General features: G+C 74.5%; 15 protein-coding genes. 6 read left to right on the forward strand and 9 right to left on the reverse strand.

The genetic code is table 11. The annotated features are described in order from the left end of the window. The first annotated feature begins 30 nt into the window (after positions 1 to 30). Positions 31 to 402 (forward strand): VOC family protein, encoded by a 372-nt coding sequence (locus ACZ38L_RS08845; protein ID WP_465690664.1) that lies wholly within the window; start codon positions 31 to 33, stop codon positions 400 to 402. Here ACZ38L_RS08845 and ACZ38L_RS08850 read toward each other — a convergent pair. The 8 genes from ACZ38L_RS08850 to ACZ38L_RS08885 all read right to left on the reverse strand — a co-directional run bounded on the left by ACZ38L_RS08850 (position 383) and on the right by ACZ38L_RS08885 (position 8,344). Beyond that, on the reverse strand, positions 383 to 505 hold the full coding sequence (locus ACZ38L_RS08850; RefSeq protein WP_465690666.1) for a hypothetical protein: 123 nt from the start codon (positions 503 to 505) through the stop codon (positions 383 to 385). The two genes, ACZ38L_RS08845 and ACZ38L_RS08850, sit on opposite strands and share 20 nt — an antisense overlap. 94 nt (positions 506 to 599) lie before the next feature. Then, complete coding sequence (locus ACZ38L_RS08855) at positions 600 to 1,832, reverse strand: styrene monooxygenase/indole monooxygenase family protein (protein WP_465690668.1); 1,233 nt, start codon at positions 1,830 to 1,832, stop codon at positions 600 to 602. Positions 1,833 to 1,903: 71 nt separating this feature from the next. After that, positions 1,904 to 2,530: a GTP-binding protein gene (locus ACZ38L_RS08860; RefSeq protein WP_396562512.1), complete on the reverse strand. Its 627-nt coding sequence runs from the start codon at positions 2,528 to 2,530 to the stop codon at positions 1,904 to 1,906. Next, positions 2,511 to 2,990 (reverse strand): DUF742 domain-containing protein, encoded by a 480-nt coding sequence (locus tag ACZ38L_RS08865; protein WP_465690670.1) that lies wholly within the window; start codon positions 2,988 to 2,990, stop codon positions 2,511 to 2,513. Before ACZ38L_RS08865 ends, ACZ38L_RS08860 begins: the two co-directional genes overlap by 20 nt. Before the next feature lie 20 nt (positions 2,991 to 3,010). Beyond that, a complete protein-coding gene (locus ACZ38L_RS08870) occupies positions 3,011 to 3,505 on the reverse strand; it encodes a roadblock/LC7 domain-containing protein (RefSeq protein ID WP_465690672.1) in 495 nt (164 codons plus the stop codon). Next, positions 3,502 to 5,523 (reverse strand): sensor histidine kinase, encoded by a 2,022-nt coding sequence (locus tag ACZ38L_RS08875; protein WP_465690674.1) that lies wholly within the window; start codon positions 5,521 to 5,523, stop codon positions 3,502 to 3,504. The genes ACZ38L_RS08870 and ACZ38L_RS08875 overlap by 4 nt, the downstream gene beginning before the upstream one ends. Positions 5,524 to 6,132: 609 nt before the next feature. Then, positions 6,133 to 7,899, reverse strand: a complete 1,767-nt coding sequence (locus ACZ38L_RS08880) for a peptide-N4-asparagine amidase (RefSeq protein ID WP_465690676.1) — start codon at positions 7,897 to 7,899, stop codon at positions 6,133 to 6,135. Positions 7,900 to 8,086: 187 nt separating this feature from the next. Then, positions 8,087 to 8,344: a hypothetical protein gene (locus ACZ38L_RS08885; RefSeq protein WP_465690678.1), complete on the reverse strand. Its 258-nt coding sequence runs from the start codon at positions 8,342 to 8,344 to the stop codon at positions 8,087 to 8,089. Between the two features lie 209 nt (positions 8,345 to 8,553). Here ACZ38L_RS08885 and ACZ38L_RS08890 point away from each other — a divergent pair, with 209 nt between their 5' ends. The 4 genes from ACZ38L_RS08890 (at position 8,554) to ACZ38L_RS08905 (ending at position 14,291) form a co-directional block, all read left to right on the forward strand. Continuing rightward, positions 8,554 to 9,012: a gamma-glutamylcyclotransferase family protein gene (locus tag ACZ38L_RS08890; RefSeq protein ID WP_465690680.1), complete on the forward strand. Its 459-nt coding sequence runs from the start codon at positions 8,554 to 8,556 to the stop codon at positions 9,010 to 9,012. A gap of 151 nt (positions 9,013 to 9,163) precedes the next feature. Then, positions 9,164 to 10,234, forward strand: a complete 1,071-nt coding sequence (locus tag ACZ38L_RS08895; protein ID WP_465690682.1) for a PP2C family protein-serine/threonine phosphatase — start codon at positions 9,164 to 9,166, stop codon at positions 10,232 to 10,234. A 123-nt stretch (positions 10,235 to 10,357) separates the two neighbouring features. Next, positions 10,358 to 12,982 carry a SpoIIE family protein phosphatase gene (locus tag ACZ38L_RS08900; RefSeq protein WP_465690684.1) on the forward strand — a complete coding sequence of 875 codons (2,625 nt, stop codon included), beginning with the start codon at positions 10,358 to 10,360 and terminating at the stop codon, positions 12,980 to 12,982. A gap of 127 nt (positions 12,983 to 13,109) precedes the next feature. After that, entirely contained in the window at positions 13,110 to 14,291 is a 1,182-nt protein-coding gene (locus tag ACZ38L_RS08905) for a M48 family metalloprotease (RefSeq protein ID WP_465690686.1), read from the forward strand. Between the two features lie 18 nt (positions 14,292 to 14,309). On the opposite strand, the gene ACZ38L_RS08910 is transcribed toward ACZ38L_RS08905, so the two are convergent. After that, positions 14,310 to 15,347, reverse strand: a complete 1,038-nt coding sequence (locus ACZ38L_RS08910; RefSeq protein WP_465690688.1) for a glycosyltransferase family 2 protein — start codon at positions 15,345 to 15,347, stop codon at positions 14,310 to 14,312. A gap of 218 nt (positions 15,348 to 15,565) precedes the next feature. On the opposite strand from ACZ38L_RS08910, the gene ACZ38L_RS08915 reads away from it, so the two are divergent. Further along, entirely contained in the window at positions 15,566 to 15,985 is a 420-nt protein-coding gene (locus ACZ38L_RS08915) for a cupin domain-containing protein (RefSeq protein WP_465690690.1), read from the forward strand. Positions 15,986 to 16,060: the final 75 nt, after the last annotated feature.

A 16,060-nucleotide genomic window follows, 5' to 3' on the forward strand; every position in this document is an offset into this window, starting at 1 on the left:
AAGTTCTGACATAAGGATCGAGGAAGACCCATGTCTGTCACCATCGACGGCCCCGACTTCGTCGCCCTGCAAGTCCGCGACGTGGACGCCGCAGCCGCCTTCTGCGAGCAGCACCTGGGCCTGCGTCGGGCCGCGGTTTCGCCGCCGCACGCGGTCGTGTTCGACACCAGGCCGACCCCGTTCGCCGTCCGCGAGCTCCTCCCGGGCACCGACCTCGCCAGCACGGCACGGCCCGGCCTCGGCGTGGCGCTCTGGTTCAGGACCTCCGACGCTCACAAGCTGCACGATCGGCTCACCGCCGCCGGGATCAAGATCCTCACCCCGATGACGGACAGCCCCTTCGGGCCGATGTTCTCCTTCGAGGGCCCGGAGGGCTACATGCTCACCGCGCACGGCGGCTGACCGTGAACGCCGTCTCCTGCGTCCCGGCCGAGCCCTTCTCGCCCGCCTCCAGCATCCGGTTCCCGGAGGGCTTCACCGCGCCGTCCCGCGCGCGATCGGCCACGTGCCCGGCCTGACCGACGTCAAGCGACCGGTCCGGGAACGCCCGTCCGCTGACGCCGGCCCCCACCGGCGTCAGCGGACGGGCGGTACACCGCCTACTGGGTCAGCGACCCCAGGTAGGCCACGGCCTTCTCCGGGTCGAAGAACCACTCCTCGAAGTCCGCCGCGTTGTTGAACCCGTTGGCGAACCGGTTTGCCACGGCCGGGAGTTGCCCCGCCGCGCCGATCAGGTTGAGAACGTGCTCCGGCGGCGGGGCGAGCATCGCGTTGGTCCACTTGGTGACGTGCTGGGCGGCCTCCCAGTAGCGGTCGAACGCGGACTGCATGAACTCGCGGTCGAAGGGCTTGTCGCCGTGCTGGAGGATCGCGTCCAGGTAGACGGCCGCGCACTTGGCGGCGTTGTTGGAACCCTGGCCGGTGATCGGGTCGTTGGCGACCACGACGTCCGCGACGCCCAACACCAAGCCACCACTGGGCAGTTCGCCGATCGGGTTACGGACCACCGGGGCGTAGCGGCCGGCCAGGGTGGCGCCGGCGTCGGTGAGCTCGACGCCACCGCGGGTGCGGTCGTACTCCCAGGGGGTGAAGGTCTTCATCAGGTCCAGGGTGAGCCGCAGGTGCTCGCCCGGGTCCTTGACGTCGCCGAAGACGTCGAGCGGGCCGCCCGGGATGCCCTCCCAGAAGAGGATGTCGCAGGGACCGGAGGTGGTCAGCGCCGGGATCACGAACAGCTCGCCGACGCCCGGGACCAGGTTGCAGCGGACCGCCTTGAAGTCGTGCTCGGGGCGCGGGCCGAGGCCGTGCACGTACGAGACGGCGAGCGCGCGCTGCGGCGTCTCGTACGGCGAACGGCTCGCGTCGCGGCCGAACATGGTGACCAGCTCGCCCTTGCCCGCCGCGACCAGCACCAGGTCGTAGGTGCGGGAGAAGTAGTCGAGGTCGGAGACCGCCACTCCGTGCACCACGACCTGGCCGCCGCGCTGCGCGAAGGTCTCCAGCCACCCCGCCATCTTGAGGCGTTGGTCGACGGACTGGGCGTAGCCGTCCAGGCGGCCGACCCAGTCGATCACCCGCGCGGACTCCGGACCGGTGACCGAGACACCGAGCCCCTCGACCTTGGGCGCCTCGCCCTCCCAGAAGTTGATGCCCAGGTCGCGTTCGTGCTGCAGCGCGGCGTCGAACATGCACTGGGTGGAGAGCACGCGGCCGTCGCGCACCTCGTCGGCGGTGCGGTTGGTCATCACCGTGACGTCGTAGCCGTTGCTCTGGAGCCCCAGGGCGAGCTGGAGTCCGGCCTGACCGGCTCCGACGATCAATATTCTGCGCATGCGGCTGCCTACCTCTTGTCTTGCTTGGTGTGGAGAAGGGGGGAAGAAGGGGAGAGCGGGAAGGGGGAGGGTCAGACAGCGGTGGGCGCGGTCTCCTCGGCGAGGGCGTGGACCACCAGCTCCGTGAGGACCTGCACCGTCGAGGCCCGCTGCCGCGCGTCGCAGATCAGCACCGGGACGTGCGCCGGCACGGCCAGCGAGTCGCGGACGGCCTCGGCCGAGTAGGCCGGGGCGTCGTCGAACTGGTTGACCGCGACGACGAACGGCAGCCCGCTGCCCTCGAAGTAGTCCAACGCCGGGAAGGAGTCGGCCAGTCGGCGGGTGTCGACGAGCACGACGGCGCCGACCGCGCCACGTACCAGGTCGTCCCACATGAACCAGAAGCGGCCCTGGCCGGGCGTGCCGAAGAGGTAGAGCACCAGGTCCGGCGCCAGACTGATCCGGCCGAAGTCCATCGCCACCGTGGTCGAGGTCTTCTCCGGCACGGCGCTGGCGTCGTCCACGCCGGCGCCGGCCTCGGTCATCACGGCTTCGGTGGTGAGCGGCGGGATCTCCGAGACCGAGCGGACGAAGGTGGTCTTGCCGACGCCGAAGCCGCCCGCCACCACGATCTTGGTGGAGGTGGCGTTGCCCACCAGCGGGATGCCCGGCGGGACCGCGCCCGCCCCGGGCGCGGAATCAGAGCTTGCGAAGTCCACCCAGCACCCTCTCCAGCAGATCCCGCTTCGACGTCCCCGCCATCGCGTCCGTACCGTCCAGCCCCACGCCGAGCGTGTCGGTGCCGTGCACCCGGATCCGGCCCTGGTCGGCGAGGTCGCTGACCAGCACCTTCACCACCCCGAGCGGGATCCGCAGCAGCGCCGAGATCTCCGCGATCGAGCGCATCTGACCGCGGCAGACGTCGCAGATCGCGGCCAGCTCGGGCAGGCTGCGGTCGGCCGGGTCGGCCGGCCGGTTCAACGCCGAGACCAGGGTCTCCACCAGCAGCACCCGGCCGAACCTGGTCCGCCCACGAGTGATCGCGTACGGCCGGACCCGGGACGAACGTCCCTGCCCCGGACGGGCCGTGTCGGTCCGCCGGCCGGGGCCGGGACCGGTGCCGGGACCGGTACTGCCACCAGCGTGGCCGCTGCTGGAACCACCCGCAGTGCCGGGCATGCCACCCACCTCCTCTGGGTTCATCGGACGGCCATCGCCCGGTGGAGTTCGCTACGCACCTGCGGCGTCAGCGCGTGACCGGCGCGCTCGACGAGCAACGCCATCTGGTAGGCCAGCACACCCAGGTCACAGCTGAGCGTGGCGTAGACGCCGAGGCAGGAGCCGTCGCTGATGGCCATCACCACCAGGTGGCCCTGGTCCATCGTCACCATGGTCTGCTTGGCTCCGCCGAACTCCAGCACTCGGGCCACGCCGGCCGCGAGACTGGTCAACGCCGAGACGATGGCGGAGAGTTCGTCACTGCGCACACCGTCCTGCGAGTCGGCGAGCAGCAGGCCGTCGGAGGAGACCACCACGGCGTCGGCGACACCGGCCACCGTGCCGAGGAAGTCGTCGAGCAGCCAGCGGACGTTCTTCGCGGCCTGGCTCACCACCGGGACGGGCCCGGGCGCGGGCGCCAGGGAACGGACCGGGAGCGGGGTGGCGGCGGACGGGGGGTTGGGGAAGTCGGTCATTGGTCCTGTCCCTCGGCGGCGGTCTCACGGGCTGCCTGCCGCAGTCCGTTCTGGAAACCGCCGAGTCTGCGGCGAAGCTCCTCGGGGGTGATCCCGGAGCGGGGCGGTGCGGTGGGCGCGGTGGAAGCGTCCGGTGCGGTGGGGGTGACGGGGGCGGGGCGCGAGGACGGCGCCGCGGTGGTCTCGGGCTCGGCGGCGATCCGGCGCAGGCCGGAGGCCGGGGTCTCGCCGGTGCCCGGCAGGCCGTTGCCACGCGGGACGCGGCGGGGCAGGCCGAGCACGGTCGTCACGCTGCTGTCCTCCGGCTGGTCCGGGCGAGGCGTGGGCGAGACGGCGTGTGCGGGGGACTCAGCGGGCACGGCGGGCTCAGCCGGCGCGGCGGGGCCCCGGCGGGGGATGGCCGGGCCCGCGTAGTCGCGACGGGCCGGCAGGTCCGGCAGGTCCGGCAGCTGCGCCTGCTCGGCCCCACCCGTGGCCGGCGCGGCGGCGTGTCGCCCACGGCCGGTCGGGACGGCCGGGCTCCCGCCTTCGCTCCCGGTTCCGGTACCGGCCTTCGCGGCGCCGCCCTCCGCACCCGCGGGCTTGCGCCGCGGCAGCGCGGGCAGCTCGGCGTCACCGGACACGGGAGCCGGAGCCGGCTTGGGCGAAGGCGCGGAGGTGGGCGCGGTCGCGGTCGTGGGCACGCCGGACGACTCCGTGGCCGCCGCCCGCGCCTGCACCGCCGCCGAGGTCGCGCTGCGCTCCGCGCGCCGCTGCTCGTCGAGGTCCGCCGTGCTGACCGAGTCCTGCTGCAGCGCCTCGCGCGGCAGCACGACCATCGCGGTCACGCCGCCGCCCTCCGCGCTCTCCCGCAGCTGCACCCGGATGTCGTGCCGTCGGGCCAGCCGGGCCACCACGAACAGGCCCATGCTCCGCCCGGTCAACGCCCCCGCGAGCAGCGCGTCCCGCCGCTCGGTGGCCCGCTTCCCGGACTCCGCGCCGACGCCCGGAGCCCCGGCGGGGACCGTCGGCTCGGCGAGCTGCTCGTTGAGCGCCCGCAGCCGCTCGGCGGGCAGGCCGATGCCGTGGTCGATCACCGAGATCATCAGCTCGCCGTTGTCCAGCAGCCAGCCGCCGATCTCCACCTGGTCCTGCGGCGGCGAGAACGCGGTGGCGTTCTCCAGCAGCTCGGCGAGCAGGTGGCTGGTGTCGTCGGCGACCGCGCCGCTGAGCCGGACGGCCGCCAGGAAGCCCAGCTTGACCCGCTCGTACCGTTCGATCTCGGAGACCGCGGCGCGCACCACGTCCAGCAGGGTCACCGTCTTGCGGCTGCGCTGGCTGTTCTCCAGGCCCGCCAGCAGCAGCATGTTCTCGCTGTTGCGGCGCATCCGGGTGGCCAGGTGGTCGAGCCGGAAGAGGCTCTCCAGCTGCGCCGTGTCGGCCTCCCGGCCCTCCAGCGCCTCGATCAGCACCAGCTGCCGCTCGACCAGGGTCAGGGTGCGCATCGCGAGGTTGACGAAGGTGGCGTCCACACTGCCCTGGAGCTCGTCCCGCTCCTGGATCAACGCGTCGCGCTGCCGGCCGAGTTCGTTCCGCTGCTGGCCGAGGGCATCCCGTTCGGCCAGCAACTGGGCCTGCTGCTGGAGCAGTTCGTCGACCCGGGCGGCGGTCTCCCGGTGCACGGCCGCCGCCTCGGTCCACTGCCGGGTCAACTCGTGCTGCTGGCGGTGCAGTTCCTCGCGCTCCTGGAGCAGCAGCTGGCGCTCACCGGTCAGCGCCTGCACCTTGGCCCGCTGCTCGTCGCGCTCGGTGGCCAGGCCGGCCCGCTCGTCGAGCAGTGTGCCGAGGTTCCTGGCGGCCTGGTCGCGGGCCTGCTCCAACGGGCGGGCGGTCGCCCGGCGGACGACCACGGCGGTGCCGCCCACCAGGACCACGGCCACCGCGGCACCGGCCGTCCAGAGGGCCGGGCCGCCACCGCCCGTCGGATCACAGCCGGACAGGGTCGCCAGGGCGGGCAGGACGGCCAGCCGCCTTGCCATCCGGGCCTCGGGGGCGCGTTCCCGCCGGTCACCCGACCTCCGGGCACGGCGGTGCTCCGCAATCCTCTTACGCAACCGGTGCTCTCACTCTCGTCAGACCTCAAGCGCCAAGGCCGTGTCCAGCCCTGGCCGCACTCACAGGAAGACGGCCGCACCCCGTTCCGCCGCTGACACCCGCAAGAGTGAATCGTAGAACAAGCCGGATAAACAAGATCAACTCTACCGCGAACCTTGTCGAATTCTTCACGTTCACAATGGCACATCAGGGGTTTCCGCAGGTCACGGATGCGTCACCGTTCAACTGCCGGAAACCCGGCAGGACGGAATGTGACGGAGATCTCACCACGTCGTCCCGCGACCCGCCCGGATCGGACTGACGTCCAGACAGCGGGCGGGCCGGCGGACCCGCCTGACCTGGCGACGGGTCCGGCCCACGGGATGCCGAATCTCTTTTCCGACGGCCTGTCAGGTAATTCGTGGACGGGGGAAAATGGCCCCGGAAATCCCGGCGACACCGCACGGGGAAATCCACCGGCGGGAAGCGCCGGAAGGCCCGGAGCGTGGTCGGCACCACTCGCCCCGAGCCCTTCCCCGGCGACCGGTCCGCGGCTACCCGCAGTCGCGCACCCGGTCGAGCGTCACGTAGCCGTGGTCGGCAGCCAGTTCGTGGTCGTAGCAGCCCCCGTTCGCGGTCGTCCCGACGTAGTGCTCACGCCCGCTGCCGTCCGCCTGGACGATGGTGCCGGACTCCCGGTCCAGCACGCCCTGGGCGGTCAGCTCGTCGTCGGTCCGGGCCTGGTCCCGCCAGGAGCCGCCGCGCAGGGTCTGCTCGTCCAGGTGGCGGGCCACCGTCACCTGACCGCTGGCCAGGTAGCTGTCGGCGTTCGCGCCCGGCGTGTAGCCGCTGGTCACGTCGATCGGGTAGGACCAGCCGGCGCGGGAGACCTCCGGCCGGTCCCAGCCGCTCCCGGTGCTGGTGGTGGTCCGGGTCCAGCCGCTGTCCCGCTGCGAGGTGACCTGCCGCTGGCCCTGGTCGGCGATGGTGTTGCTGTTGCGGTAGTCGGTGTGCTGGTCGACCCGGGTGGTGATCCGGCCGCGCGAGGTGTCGACGTAGCCCTGCACGGTCCAGTCCCGCCCGGCGGTGGTGGTGATCAGGTCGCTGCCGTCCGGCCGGGTGGACTGCGTGGTGCCGAGCGTCGGCGCGGACCGGATGGTGTCGGCGGTGACCGCACCGGTGGTCTGCTGCCGCAGCCGGTCGGTGGTCAGGAAGAGGCTGCCGTCGATGGTCCACAGGTCGCTGGCGCCGGCCGGCGGCAGCAGGGTGACGGTGTGCGGCCGACCGTCGGTCAGGGTGCCGGCGAACGGGGTGAGGTCGACGTCGTACGGCTGGGTGCGGAACGCGTCGATGCTCGGGATCGGACGCCACATGAGCGGGCTGATCCCGCCGGTGTAGATCGCCGGGAACGGCTGGACGGTGCCGGCGAGCCGGCCGTCCACCAGCACCTGCACCTCGCGGTAGCTGCCGCCGCCGCACAGCCCGTACGAGGGGTGCTGGGCCGCGTAGGCGTCGGGCACGTTGGAGTACCAGAACTCCTCGCAGCCGCCGCCACGGGCGTAGAGCTGGAGCCGGGCGCCGGTGAGGTTGCGCGGGAAGGTCAGCGAGGCCGTGGCGCTCTGCCCCTTGCCGAGGGTCCACCAGCCGGGCGCGGTGGTGGACTGCGAGACCGGGAGCACCTGGTCGGCGGTGGCAGCCGGCGGGTACCGGCGGTCGGCCTGGTAGTAGGTGACCGTCATGGTCATGTGGTAGACGCCGGTGTAGGTGGAGTCGACGATGTTGCCGAGGTCCACCACCACCGGCTGCGGGGTGCGCAGCAGCGGGATGAAGCTGCTGAGGTCCTGGTCGACGTGCCAGTGGATGCCGGACGGGTCCGGCTCCGGGGTGCTGGTGCGGAACACCTCCGCGCCGCCGATCCAGACACCGGCGAGCCGGTCGTACTGGCGGCCCGCGACGCTGCCGGACCAGTCCAGCACCACCTTCGACCACGGGCCGGGGCAGTCCTTGGGCGGGGTGAGGGTGCCGGTGAAGGGCTGGCCGTAGCTGTTGGCGAAGTCGTGCCGCATCGCGGTGACCGTGCAGTACGGGGTGTCCGGGCGACTGACCGGCGGCAGCGCGGTGACCGGGTCGGCGTAGTCGGTCTCGACCTTGCCGGCGCCAGGGGCGGCGGCCCGGGCACCGGCAGCGGCCGGGGACGCGGACGAGGCGGTGGCCGGCGCGGCGGACGCGGTGGCCGCCGGGAGGCAGAGCGCGGCGGCGAGGGCCAGCACCGCGACGGGGGCGGCCAGGGCGCGCCGGCGCCGGTGCGGGAATGTCTTCACGGGGCGTTCGTCGCCTTTCCGGCAGCACGTCGACTTTTGATGCGCTTGGCATGTACTCACGCAGCGTCGATCGGTGTCAAGGCTCCGGCCCGCGCTATTTCCCTCCCTACCCCGCCCGGTTGACCGGCAGTCAGCGGCCGGGCGGGCGGCGGCGCCGGGGCGAGCCGCCCGGGCGCCGTCCAGCCGACTACATCCCGCCGTGCGGCTTCTCGTGCAGTTGGTCGTGCAGCCGGGCCGCGACCCCCCGGCAGAAGCGGGCCAACTCCTCGCGACTCGGTGCCTGCCCCGCCCGGAGCGCGCCGAGCTGCGCGTCGGTGAGGCGGTTCGGGCCCGCCACGGCCATCAGATGGCCCAGCTCGTCCAGCAGCTCGGCGAGCCGATGGGCGTCGGAGTGGTCGAGGGTGGCGGTGGCCTCAAGGTGGCCGATGGTGACGGAACCAGGCATCAGGGACTCCTTCGCTCGCCCCCTTCTCCCCACGGTACGACCGCCGTCCGGCCCCCGCCCGGCCCCGCCCGGGCGCCGAGCACCGGCCGTCACCGGGCACCGCACGCCGGCCGGCGCCCCCTGCCGCCACCCGCCCGGCGCGTGGCAGGATGCGACGCACCCCTGGCGCACGCCGCCCAGGGCCCGCAGGCACCCGCAGGAGGTCCGCCGTGGCCGAGCGACCGACCGGCTCCCCGTCCCAGCTGCCGTTCTTCGTCTACGGCACGCTGCGCCCCGGACTGGTCAACCACGACCGCCACCTCACCGGGCGCTGCACCGAGGCCCGGCCGGCCGTGCTGGCGGGCGCCGCGCTGCACGACGGGCCCGGGTTCCCGTACGCCGTCCCCGCGCCCGGCCGACGGGTCGTCGGCGACCTGCTCACCATCCGGCCGGACGTCTACGCACGGGTGCTGACCGAGCTGGACGAGCTGGAGGAGTGCCGGCCGGACGGCAGCGGCCTGTACGTCCGGGTCCAGCTGCCGGTCCAGGTCACGGACGCCCCGGAGCAGCGCGCCCGGCCGGCCTGGGTCTACCTGGCCGGCCCCGCCCAGGCCGCCCGGCTGCGCGCGGCACCGACGCTGATCCCCTCCGGCGACTGGACCGACCGCCGGACCGCGGGCCCGGTCTGAGGGCGCGCCGGGCTCGCGGTGCATCGGCAACGGGGTGGGTGTAAGGAGGAGGGGTGCCCGTCCGGCAGCGTTCCGAAGCTCTTCACCGGCCCCGGCGGAGCCGCAGTGTCCTGGTGCCCCTGCCCCTTGCGCTGATCCTGGCGTCATCGACGTGCTCTCGCCGCAGGACGTCCACCTCGGGCCGCTGCTGGTGGTCGCGCCCGCGATCACCGCCTCGTTCGCGGGCGCCGGACTCACCGTGCTGGTCGGCCTGGTCTCGCTGGCCGCGCTGCTCATGATCAGTGTGCTGCACGGCGGCGTGAGCACGTCCAACCACGAGACCCGGCTCGCCGCGCTGTTCGTGGTCTCGGCGGTGGTGGTGGTGTACACGGCGCTGCGCGACCGGCGGGCCCGCGAGCTGGTGCAGGTCCGCTCGGTCGCCGAAGCCGCCCAGCGGGTGCTGCTCAGGCCCCTGCCGCCCCGGATGGTTTCGCTGCGGATCGCCTCGGTCTACCTCGCCGCCGAGGAGGAGGCGCAGGTCGGCGGCGACCTCTACGCCGCGGCCCGGACCGCGGGCGGGATCCGGCTGATCGTCGGGGACGTCCGCGGCAAGGGGCTCACCTCCCTCGGCGAGGCCGCCCTTCTGCTGGGCGCCTTCCGGGCCGCCGCGCACCTGCAGGCCGAGCTACCGAAGCTGGCGGCGTACCTGGACGGGAGCGTCAGCCGGGACCTCGCCGCGACGGCGGACGGCGAGGCCGAGGCGGCAGCGACCGGGCAGCTCGAGCGCTCGGTGGGCAGCGGCGGGTCGGCCGAGGCCGGCGAGTCCTTCATCACCGCGGTGGTCCTGGACGTCCCGGACGACGGCGGCACGATCCAGCTGATCAACTGCGGCCACCCGCCGCCCCTGCTGCTGCACGGGGGCCGGGTGGTCCCGCTGAACTCGCCGCGGCCCGGGCCGCCGCTGGGTCCGGGCAGCCTGGGCGGGCCGGTGGAGTCCCGCTACCGTCCGGAGAGCTTCCCGTTCCCACCCGACGGCCGACTGCTGATCTACACCGACGGGGTGATCGAGGCGCGCGACGCGGACCACGTCTGCTATCCCCTCACCGAACGGCTGACCGCCTGGAACACCGACGGCCCGGCCGACCTGCTGCGGCACGTCCGCCGGGATCTGCTCCACCACGCCGGCGGCCACCTCCGCGACGACGCGGCCCTGGTCGCCGTGGAACGCCTCCCCCGCCCCTGACCTGGCGAGTGCGACTTCGACTACCCGCCGGGGAGCCCGATGCGCGGCAACGACCGGCGGCCGGACCTCCGGGCGAGCTGAGCCCGCCTTGACACCCCTGGTGGGCGGGCGTACAGAGAAGAGATGCGCCAGGGTGTGCCGTCGGACCGGGGAGGTCCGCACGTAGCCGGCGGTACCAGGGCGACGCGCGACGGGGACGACCCCGCCGGCGCCCGCCGGCGCCGTGGCGTTCCCGCCGGATCCCCGGCCGGGCCCGATCCGCGCCGCGCCCCGGACGCCCCCGGCCCTCCCGAGTCCCCGCTCGCGGTCGCCGTCCGGAAGTCCGTGCAGAGCACCGACGCGTACGGCTGCGTCGCCTACCTGCGCTCGCCCGACGATCGCTCGCTGCTGCTCAGCGCGGCGGCCGGGGTCCCGGTGTCGCTGTTGAGCGGGTTCCGACGGCTGCCGGTCCGCAGCCCGCTGCCGATCGCCGCCGCCTATCGCAGCGGCCGCACGGTCAGCCTCTCCGGGGCCGAGGAGACCCTGCGACGCTTCCCGCAGCTGCTGGTCGGCCTGCCGTACGCGTTCGCCACCGTGTGCGTCCCGGTGACCGCCGGCGGGGAGCGGCTCGGTGTGCTGTGCGCGTTCTGGCGGGCCGGCACGGACGCCGCCGCCCCGAACGCCCGCCGCCACCTGCGGACCATCGCCAACCGGCTGGGCGCCGCGCTGGCGGCAGGCGGCGGCCCGGCCGCCGCCTGCCCCAACCGCACGCCCACCATCGTCGAGCTGCCCGCCCTCGCGGGGCCGGCCGCCAGCGTCGGTCTCTTCGACTGGGACCTCGCCACCGACACGGTCGCCGCCGACGCCCGGGCCTGCGCGGTGTTCGGGCTGGCCGACCCGGCGGCCTTCGACGGCCGGGCCGAGACCCTGGCGGACCGCCTGCACCCGGACGACCGCCCGGTCTTCCACTCGATCGCCGCGCGGGCCCGCGCGGACGGCGCGGTCCGCGCGGTGCGGCTGCGCGTCCTGCCGGACGAGCCGGGCGGCCCGCCGTGGCCGATCGAGCTGTGGGGCCGGGTGCCCGGTCCGGCCGGCCCGGCGAGCCGGCCCGGCGAGCGGCTGGTCGGCGCCGTACTGGACACCCGGACCGGCGCGGCCGCCGCGGGCGCGGTCGAACGGCTGCGGCACGGCGTCTTCGCGCTCGACCCGGACGGCTGGATCACCCACACCAACCACATCACCGAGACGTTGCTCGGCAGCCGCCGCGAGGACCTGCTGGGCCGCCACCCCTGGGAGGCGCTGCCCTGGCTGGCCGACCCGGCCTACGAGGACCGCTACCGGGCCGCGATGCTCTCCCAGCAGCCGACCTCGTTCCTGGCCTGCCGCCCGCCCGACCGCTGGCTGGCCTTCTCGCTCTACCCGGACGCGCACGGGGTGACCGGCACGGTGGTGCCCGCCCCGCCCCCGGCGCTGGGACCGGTGCGGGTCCGGCCGGACGCCGCCCCGCCCGCGGCGGCCCCCGAGCCGGTGCCGCCGGCCGGCCTGGGCGGGATGTACCACCTGCTGCAGCTGGCCAGCGTGCTGACCCAGGCGGTGACCGTCCGGGAGGTCTGCGAGACGGTCGCCGAGCTGATCCTGCCGGCCTTCGGCGGCCAGCAGCTGGCGGTGTACGTGGCCCGCGACGGCCGACTGCACCTCGCGCTGGAGGTCGGCTACCCGGAGGGCTTCCTGGACCGCTTCGAGGGCATCCCGATGCGCGCCCGGGTGCCCGGGGTGGAGACGCTCAGCTCCGGGACCCCGATCTTCTTCGAGTCACCCGAGGCGCTCGCCGCCGCCTATCCGGGCCTCCCGCTGGACGAGCGGTCCTCCTGGGCGTTCCTGCCGCTGATCGCCTCCGGCCACCCGGTCGGCAGCTGCATCCTGGGCTTCGACGAGCAGCGCCGGTTCACCCCGGAGGACCGCGGGGTGCTGACCGCGCTGGGCGGCCTGATCGCCCAGGCACTGGAGCGGGCCCGGCTCTACGACACCGAGTTCGCGCTGGCCCGCGGCCTGCAACACGCCCTGCTGCCGCACCGGATGCCGCAGGCGCCGGGCCTGGTCATCGCGGCCCGCTACCTGCCCGGAACGGTCGGCATGGAGATCGGCGGCGACTGGTACGACGTGATCCCCACCACCCGCGGGCTCACCCTGGTGATCGGCGACGTCGAGGGGCACAGCGTGGCGGCGGCCGCCACCATGGGGCAACTGCGCAGTGCGGTACGGGCGTTCACCAGCTGCGGACTCTCCCCCGACGAGGTGATGGAGCACACCGACCGACTGCTGGCCGAGCTCGGCCCGGGCCTGCTGGCCAGTTGCCTGCTGGTCGAGCTGGAGTCCGCCGAGCCGGCGCGGCCGAACGGCACCACCCGGGCCGCGCGGGCCGTCCGGGCCGGCCATCTGCCGCCGCTGCTGCGCCACGCGGACGGGCGGGCCGAGGTGCTCGACCTGCCCGGCGGCCCGCTGCTCGGTATCGACACCGGCGGCGAATTCCCGGTCAGCAAGCTGGAGCTGCCACCCGGCTCGGTGCTGGCGCTGTACACCGACGGGTTGGTCGAGGAGCCGGGCATCGAGATCGACCTCGGGGTGGACCGGCTGCGGGTCGCCCTCGCGCACGGCGACGCGGGCTCGCTGGAGGAGCTGGCCGACCGGCTGGTCGGCGACGCCCGCCGCTCGGCGCACCGGGCGGACGACGTCGCGCTGCTGCTCGCCCTGGCGCGGGGCGCGGAGTGAGAGGCCGTACCGTGGCGGTGGCGGCGCGCCGGATGGCTCCGGTGGCTCGGGTGGTCCCGGTGGTTTCGGTGGCCCCGGTGGTTTCGGTGGTTCGGGTGGTTTCGGTGGTTCGGGTGAGAGGTGACGGATGGGCAGCACGGCGGAGAGTGAACCGGAAGTCGGCGGGCCCGACTTCACGCCCGAACAGCTGGCCCGCGGCCGGGCGCTGCGCCGGGCGCAGCTGCCGTGGGCGCTGGGCGGGCGGGTCGCCGGGCTGGCGCTGGCCCTGCTGCTCGGCCTGACCCCGGCCGGCGCACACCTGGTGACCTGGGCCGGCGGGCTGTTCGGCGGCTCGCGCAGCGCCCGGGTACTGGCCGGCGCGGCCGCGCTGGTGCTGCTCGGACAGCTGGTCGCGCTGCCGTTCGGCGCCCGGGTGCGCTCGGTCCGGCAGGCGTACGGGCTGGTCACCCAGGGCTGGCGCGGCTGGACGGTGGACCTGCTGCGCGGGCTGGCGCTGACCCTGCTGATCGCGCTGCCGGTCGCGCTCGGGCTCTACGCGCTGACCGGCCGCTCGCCGGGCCGCTGGTGGCTGCCGGCCGCGGCGGCCGCGGCGCTGCTGACCGTGGGCTTCTCGTTCCTCTTCCCGCTGGTGGTCGAGCCGCTCTTCAACCGGTTCACGCCGCTGCCGGCGGGCGAGCTGCGCGACGCGCTGCTCGGGCTGGCCGAGCGGGACGGGATCCGGGTGCGGGACGTCCTGGTCGCCGACGCCTCGCGGCGCACCACCGCGCTCAACGCGTACGTCTCCGGGCTGGGCGCGACCCGCCGGATCGTCGCCTACGACACGCTGCTGGCCACCGCCGACCCGCGCGAGGTGGAGCTGGTGGTGGCGCACGAGCTGGGGCACGTCAAGCATCGCGACGTGCTGGTCGGGACGGTGCTCGGGGCGCTCGGCGCGGCCGTCGCGGTGGCCGCGCTCGGCGGCCTGACCGGTCTGCCTCCGCTGCTCTCCGCCGCCGGCGTCGCGGTGGGCGGGCCGGGCGGCGGGATCGCCGACCCGCGGTCGCTGCCGCTGCTGGCCGCCTGCGCCACGGTGTTGAGCGCGCTGACCGGGCCGCCGCGCTGCGCGGCGAGCCGCCGGATGGAGACCCGCGCGGACCGGCACGCGCTCGAACTCACCGGCGATCCTGGGCAGTTCATCGCGATGCAGCGCCGGCTCGCGTTGACCAACGTGGCCGACGTGGACCCGCCACGGGCGCTGCAGCTGCTCTTCGCCACCCATCCGAGCACCGCCCGCCGGATCGCCGCCGCCCGCGCCTGGCGGCGGGGCTGAGCGACGACCCGGTGGATGTCAGGCGGCGTCCGAGGGCTCCGGGGCGCCGCCGCGGCGGTTGCGGCCGGTCACCGCGGTGCGGGCGATCTGGGAGAGCTTGGCCACCTCGAACGCGCTGTACGCACCGCCCGCGAGCAGCGAGAACTTGACGCCCGCGCGCCCGGCCGGCCGGCGGTAGCCGTCCGGGACCCGACGCTGGTAGGCCTCGGCGGCGCGGTGGAAGAAGCGCGGCCGCTCCGCCCGGGCGACGCAGCCCGCGAGGTCGAAGACGAACAGGTAGTGCTGGATCATCCGGGTGAACAGGTACGGCCGCAGCGGGTCGAGGGCGGGCTCCCGGTCCAGCAGCTCGAAGCTCTGCTCGTACTGGTCGAAGAGGTCGAACTCGCTGCTGCCCGGCGAACCGGCCGGGTGCACGGTCTGGCGGCGGCGCAGCTGCACCAGCTCGGCGTCGAGCACCGCCAGCCGGCCGGCCGTCAGCATCGCCCGGTGGACCGGCGGGATCTCCTCGTAGCGGCCGTCCGGGAAGGCCAGCGCCTGCTCGTCCCAGTGCCGACGGCTGATCAGCCGGTCCCAGGCCTGGGCCGGGGCGGCGAACAGCTCGGGGTGGTCGAGCGGGCCGAAGGCCCCGTCACCACCGGCCGCGGCCAGCAGTTCGGCCGCGCCGCCCGCCCAGATCCGCCCGGCGTGCAGCCGGGTGTGACCGAAGAGCAGCAGGTCGGGCGGGGTGTCCAGGGCGCGCAGCCGGTCGGCGAGGGCCAGGAACGCGCCCGGCGCCACCAGGTGGTCGCTGTCCAGGAAGAGCAGGTACTGGCCGCCCGCCCGGTCGACGCCCGCGTTGCGGGCACGCCCGACGCCGACCTCCGCGTTCAGCCGCAGCACGGTCACCCGGGGGTCGGCGGCCTGCGGGACCTCGGTCGGAGTGTGCGGCGAGCGGTCGGCCACGACGATCACCTCGAACCCGCCGAAGGACTGGTCGAGGATCGAGTCCAGACACTCGGCGAGTTGTCCTTGCAGGTCATGGGCGGGGAGGACGACGGAGATCAGTGGTTCGGGCACGGGGCAGAAGGTAGGCGGCTGTCAGGGACCCAGCAAGGGCGGGCAACGGGACATATGCCGCAACTCCTATGAATCCTGCGGGATGCTCACCAGATCCTCACGGACCGGTCACTGACCCGCCGCCCGCTGACCGTCCGTCACCGGACGCCACGGGCCGCCATCGTCGACTAGCCTGATCCGGAACCGGTGGGCCACCGTCGACGGAAGGACCGCAGCACGTGGAACACCTCCCCTTCGAGACCTGTGAGCTGGCCGACGCCCCGACCGTCACCGCGCCGGACGGCGCGCTGGTGCGGGTACTCGCCGGACTGCCCGGCGCGGCGAGCTTCGCGCAGTTCGAACTCGCCCCGGGTGCCGTCTCGCATCCCGTCTCACACGCCACGGTGCAGGAGATCTGGTACGTCGCCGAGGGCTCCGGCCAGCTCTGGCGCCGCCAGGACGGGCGCGAGAGCAGCATCCCGCTGCGCCCCGGCACCAGCGCCACCATCCCGCTGGGCACCGCCTTCCAGTTCCGCGCCGACGGCGTGGGCGCCGGTCCGCTGCGGATCGTCGCGGTCACCGTGCCGCCGTGGCCGAACAGCCCCGACGAGGCCCGCCCGGAGGACGGCCCGTGGACCCCGACCGTCCCGGCCGGGTGACCGGACCCGCGGGGAACGCGCAGCACCCCACCCGCCCGGGCCCGACCCGACATCGCTCCCGCCCGCTCCACGACC

The organism is Kitasatospora sp. NPDC024654 (genome assembly GCF_055559155.1).

What these genes read in the sequence shown, in the direction of transcription:
- ACZ38L_RS08885 (WP_465690678.1), bottom strand. Translation starts at nt 8,344, where the DNA reads ATGCCTGGTTCCGTCACCATCGGCCACCTTGAGGCCACCGCCACCCTC.
- ACZ38L_RS08870 (WP_465690672.1), bottom strand. Translation starts at nt 3,505, where the DNA reads ATGACCGACTTCCCCAACCCCCCGTCCGCCGCCACCCCGCTCCCGGTC.
- ACZ38L_RS08865 (WP_465690670.1), bottom strand. Translation starts at nt 2,990, where the DNA reads ATGCCCGGCACTGCGGGTGGTTCCAGCAGCGGCCACGCTGGTGGCAGT.
- ACZ38L_RS08900 (WP_465690684.1), top strand. Translation starts at nt 10,358, where the DNA reads ATGCGCCAGGGTGTGCCGTCGGACCGGGGAGGTCCGCACGTAGCCGGC.
- ACZ38L_RS08875 (WP_465690674.1), bottom strand. Translation starts at nt 5,523, where the DNA reads ATGGCAAGGCGGCTGGCCGTCCTGCCCGCCCTGGCGACCCTGTCCGGC.
- ACZ38L_RS08855 (WP_465690668.1), bottom strand. Translation starts at nt 1,832, where the DNA reads ATGCGCAGAATATTGATCGTCGGAGCCGGTCAGGCCGGACTCCAGCTC.
- ACZ38L_RS08845 (WP_465690664.1), top strand. Translation starts at nt 31, where the DNA reads ATGTCTGTCACCATCGACGGCCCCGACTTCGTCGCCCTGCAAGTCCGC.
- ACZ38L_RS08905 (WP_465690686.1), top strand. Translation starts at nt 13,110, where the DNA reads ATGGGCAGCACGGCGGAGAGTGAACCGGAAGTCGGCGGGCCCGACTTC.